The organism is Arthrobacter sp. ok909 (genome assembly GCF_900104405.1).
In the GTDB taxonomy this organism is placed as follows: Bacteria; Actinomycetota; Actinomycetes; order Actinomycetales; family Micrococcaceae; genus Arthrobacter; species Arthrobacter humicola.
In genome coordinates this window covers 1-5,105 of sequence record NZ_FNJS01000068.1, presented here as the reverse complement: position 1 = coordinate 5,105, position 5,105 = coordinate 1, and the positions used below count along the sequence as shown (strand labels likewise).

At 66.3% G+C, this 5,105-nt stretch carries 3 protein-coding genes and 1 riboswitch; all 3 genes read right to left on the bottom strand.

Annotated elements, in window-relative coordinates; translation table 11 throughout:
* Positions 1 to 299: 299 nt before the first annotated feature.
* Positions 300 to 397: riboswitch (glycine riboswitch) on the bottom strand.
* Positions 398 to 566: 169 nt separating this feature from the next.
* Positions 567 to 1,820, bottom strand: coding sequence for an FAD-dependent oxidoreductase (locus BLR03_RS23755; protein ID WP_091256996.1), 1,254 nt, complete (start codon positions 1,818 to 1,820; stop codon positions 567 to 569).
* 140 nt (positions 1,821 to 1,960) lie between these two features.
* Positions 1,961 to 4,240, bottom strand: coding sequence for a gluconokinase, GntK/IdnK-type (locus BLR03_RS23750; protein ID WP_091256995.1), 2,280 nt, complete (start codon positions 4,238 to 4,240; stop codon positions 1,961 to 1,963).
* Positions 4,230 to 5,105 (bottom strand): D-galactonate dehydratase family protein (locus BLR03_RS23745; protein ID WP_091256000.1); only part of this gene is annotated, 876 nt, incomplete at its 5' end. The genes BLR03_RS23745 and BLR03_RS23750, both read right to left, overlap by 11 nt.

Genomic DNA, 5,105 nt, shown 5'->3' with positions numbered 1-5,105 from the left:
CTGGACGAACTCCGGGCCCATCTGGACCTTGGCCTTGATCCATTCCGGCTTACGCTCCACCGGTGTGGCCGCATTGCGCTGCTCAATGCGCAGCAATTTCCGGCCATCTGGAAAGGTGGAAGGGGACGACTGAATGGCCATGAAGGAACTCCATAATTCAGGTGGCACTTTGGGTGCCACGATGATTCGGGTTCCTCCCCGCTCTGTATTGGACCTGAGAGTTTCCGCAGACCCTGCTGTTACAGGGTGCCGCTTGCACCGTCGGTGAGTCCGGTGACCGGACTGCTTTCCAGAGTTGCCTCGCCGCGGCGGTACGTGGGCCTGAGAGATTCCTGGGGAGGATTTGCTCCTACGGCGCCTGCTGAACGTACCGGCAGGACTCTCCCGCCGCAGATCAAAAGCATGTATGACTTGTCGTGATACTGATCACACGGTAGCCCCTGCCTGGACCGCACGCAAAAGTTACGTCGCGCGAGTCACATATTTCCTCACCCGGCCAGCGTCCCGCGTGCCAGTGTGGGATGGCGGGGAAGCGCCCAATGGTGCAGCATGACCGCCAAGCGCAGCTAGGGCTGCGGCTGCGGTCGTGGTTCGGCGCGCCGGGCGAAGGCCGGGGCATGCTCGGGCCGCGGACCAAAGGCAATAAACCGGGGAATGATGGTGCGGACCGCCGGAACGCGCCGGGCCACGAACAGCGCCGCGGCTGGAACTTTTGTCCGCTTCCCGGACATGATCGGGCCGAAGATTGCCCGCTGCATCACCCTCTGGGCGGTCTGCACAATGACAGTGGGCAACCGGCGCCGTCGTTCGACTTTCTTGAGGTCTGCCGTGGTCACATGGCCCCGGAGCAGTGCGGGGGCGAGGGACTCGGCGGCGGCCGCGGCGTCTTGGATCGCGAGGTTGATTCCGACGCCGCCGGCCGGGGACATGGCATGCGCGGCGTCGCCGATGCAGAGCATGCCGTTGATGTACCACCGGTGCAGCCGGTTCAGGCGCACGTCCAGCCAGTGGAGGTCATCGAGGGAACGGATGGCGTCAACGCGGTCGGCGAGGTCCGGGCGCAGCGCCGCCACCCGGCGTCGGAACCCCTCGACGCCTTCCGCGCGGATCCGGGCGTCGGCGCCTTTCGCGGCGAGGTAGCCCATTTGGTAGTAGTCATCGCGGAACAAGGCCAACAGCGCCTCGCCGGGTCCGAACGCCGGCACGAGCCCGGCCACCTCGCCCGCCTCGGAAGGATTCCGGGGCAGCCGGAACCACCAGGTGTCGAAAGGCACCGGAAACTCCTTCGGCGCCAGGCCGGCCTCGGTGCGCAGCACGGAATGGCGGCCGTCCGTCGCGACGACCAGGTCCGCCAGGAGTTCGCCCTGAGAGCCGTCCGGGGTCCGGAAGCGGACTCCGCGGACGCGGCCCCCGTTGCGGACCAGCCCGGTGGCGGTATGGCTCATCAGCAGGGAGAACCCCGGTTCCTCGGCCGCGGCGGCGCCGAGGAAATTCAGGAAATCCCATTGCGGCATCATGGCGATGTAGTTGTACGGCGGCGGCAGGGCATCAAAATCACCCATGGTCACGGGCGGCCCGCCGGGGACCGGAAAAGCGACATTCTTCAGGCGGCTCTGCGGCAGCCGGCGGAATTCCTGGCCGAGGCCGAGTTCGTCAATCAGGCGGATGGTGGAGGGGTGCACCGTGTCGCCGCGGAAGTCCCGCAGGAAGTCCGCATGCTTCTCCAACACCGTGACCCGCACCCCGGCCCGGGCCAGGAGCAGGCCCAGCATCATCCCCGCAGGTCCGCCGCCCACCACCGCGCATCCGGTCTTCTCCATGGCCCCACGCTACGCCTGCGAAGGGCGCCGCGGGAGTGGTTTTTGCGTCGGTTTTTCGTGTCCGCTACGGCTTCAGACCGGCGCTACGGGGATCCGCCTAGCGCCGGCCCGAAACCGCAGCGGCGGCCCGGCAGGAGGGCTCAGAGCCGGGTGTCGAAGGAGTCGCAGAAGACGTTCTCGTTGAAGGTGCCCTGGAACTCCGATTTGCCCTGGATTTTCTCGATGGCAGCCCGGATGGCCTCCGGCGTGCCCGCGTGGGCGTGGATGGCCGTCTTCACCATCGGCACGTCAATAAGGTGGTTGGGCTGATTGAGCGAGACGAACACCGTGGGGACCTCGGTGGCGTACCAGGGGATCTCGGCCGCCATGGGCGTTGACCACTTGATCCGGATGGCCGCCTCCTGGGCGAAGCCTTTCACGTTGGCGAACACGAACGCGGCGTCGTACTTCTGCGCGTAATCCCCCGTGGCTTCCTCGGAGATGACGGACATGAAGTTCACCCCGGTCTCGCCGGCAATCTGGCGCTGCTCGGCCGTCTTGAAGACGTGGACTTCAAAGCCGGCTTTTTCGAGCTCGTCGCGGACCACGTCCAGGTAGGCCAGCGGGTCGGCACGAGTGAAGTCCGCGCCGCCCGAGATGCCGTAAAGGCGGATGCGATTGTGCGTCCGGGGTGTGATGGGCAGGTTGCCGGCCGTGTCCTTGACCAGGGTCACGGTCTTGTCGGCGATCTCCGCGGCAATCGCCCGGTGGGCCGCACTCCCGATCAGCTGCAGCGCTTCGACCGGCGGGACGAGGGATTCCCGCGCGGCCTTGTGCAGGCCGAGTGAGGCCTTCAGTCCTAGAATCCGGCGCAGGGCGTCCTGCAGCCGCGCCTCCGTGATGACCCCGGACTTGTACCCCTCGAGCATGTAACCGAAGTCCTCGGCCGGGTTCCGGAAGAACAGGAACATGTCGCACCCGGCGGCAATGGTGGCAGGGACGAGCTCGCTGCGCTTCATGGCCTGGGTGAGGCCGATCATCTGGGACGCATCGGTCAGGACGAGCCCGTTGAAGCCGAGCTCGCCGCGGAGCAGGTCCTGCAAGAGCTCCGGCGCCAGGGTCGCGGGCAGGATGTCCTCCGCCGCCAGCCCGGGGCGGAAATGCCGTGACAAGTCCGGCGCACCGATGTGGCCGACCATGATCGACTGCACCCCGTGCCCGATCATTTCCCGGTACACCTGCCCGTAGGTCCGGTTCCACTCCTCGTAGCCGAAGGTGTTGTAGGACGTGACCACGTGCTGGTCCCGCTCGTCCAGACCATCACCCGGGAAGTGCTTCATGGCGCACACGGTGGGCGATTCGCTGATGCCGTCGAAGTATTCCTTGGCCCGTTCCACCACGATCTCCGGGGTGTTGCCGAAGGCGCGGGTGGAGATGACGGTGTTGCGCCAGTTGTAGTGGATGTCCACGATCGGCGCGAAGGCCCAGTTGCACCCCAGCGCCGCGGTTTCGACGCCGGCTACCTGGCCCATTTGCCGCGCGATGGCCTTGTCCGGATGCGAGCCGGCCTGCAGGTGCGTCGACACGAACGTTCCGTCGTCGCAGCTTCCGGCTCCCCCCATTTCCGGGTTGGAGGCCACCAGCAGCGGGATGCGGGTCTTGGATTGCGCGTAGCGGATGTGTTCCTGCACGGCGGCGGCGGGACCGGGCCGGTAGCGCATGCCGCCCACGTGATACTGCTCCAGGACACCGTCGAGGTATTCCGGGGAGTAGTCGTTGTTGTGGTTGATGAACAACTGCCCGATCTTTTCCTCGAGCGACATCGAGTCGATGGTCGAGTCCACCCACGCAACGGCCGCATCGTCAAGGTTGAACGGAGCGGCCTTCAGGTCCACAAGGAACCGGGTGGCATCGACCTGCCGGCCGCCAAGGGCCGCAACAGCTTCGTCAACGATCTGCTGCACTGGCATGGCGATGTCCACTACTACACTCGCCTCGTCGGGCTGGAGTTCTTCAAGGGTTTCCAGTTGGGAATCCAGCAGTGAGAGCGGCATGAAGTGGCCAGGGCGTGCGGCCATGCGGCTGCCGAGCAGTTCCCGGGTTCCGTGCAGGTGCACGAACACCACGGAGGAGTCGCCGTGGCGGATGATGTCGCGGTAGGCGCGTTTGAGCGCGCTGCACGCGATGACCAAGCCGGAATCCGACGCCGCGAAACGCCTGCCGACCTCGGCCAGCCACGGTGCCCGGTCGGCGTCGTCCAGCGGGGTGCCCGAGGCCATCTTGTCGATGTTGGACTGCGGGTGCAGCGAGTCGCCGTCGAGGAATTCGGCTCCAAGCCGGTCAGCGATGGCGGCACCGATGGTGCTCTTGCCGCAACTGGTCACGCCCATCACCACAATGTGGCGGGGGGCGGGACCGGCGGGGTTCAGCTCACCAGTCATGAACGGTGCCGTCGACGAGGCGGTTGTAGGGCAGGTAGGCCTGCTGGTACGGGAACGCGGCCGCGGCCTCTTCGTTGAATTCGACGCCGATGCCGGGCTTGTCGCCCGGGTGCAGGTAGCCGTCCACGAACGTCATGGACTGCTCGAAGACCTCGTTGGTCTTGTCCGAGTGCTGCATGTATTCCTGGATGCCGTAGTTGTGGATGGCCAGCCCGACGTGCAGCTGCGCGGCGAACCCGACCGGGGAGATGTCGGTGGGGCCGTGGAAGCCGGACTTGATCTGGTACTGCGCGGCGAAGTCCATGACCTTCTTCAGCGGCGAAATCCCGCCGAAGTGCGTGGACGCGGCCCGCACGTAGTCGATCAGCTGTTCCTTGATGATGGTCTGGTAGTCGTACACGGTGTTGAAGATTTCCCCGATCGCCAGCGGGGTGGTGGTGTGCTGGCGGACCAGGCGGAGCGCTTCCTGGTTCTCGGCCGGGGTGCAGTCCTCGAGCCAGAAAAGGTCATAGGGTTCCAGGGCCTTGCCGAGCTTGGCGGCCTGGATCGGGGTCATCCGGTGGTGCCCGTCGTGCAGCAGCGGGATTTCCGGGCCGAACTCGTTGCGCACAGCCTCGAACACGGTCGGCAGGTGACGCAGGTACGCGCGGGTGTCCCAGTCCTCCTCCTGCGGGAACGCGCCGCGGCCGGCGGGCTCGTAGTCATACCGCTCCCCCGAGGCCTGTGCCTGCGCGGCGACCCCGTAGACGGCCTTGATGCCGGGGATGGCGGTCTGGATCCGGATGGACTTGTACCCGAGCTCCAGGTGCTCCCGGACCGAGTCGAAGAGCGAGGGGATGTCCGCACCGGAGGCGTGGCCGTAGGC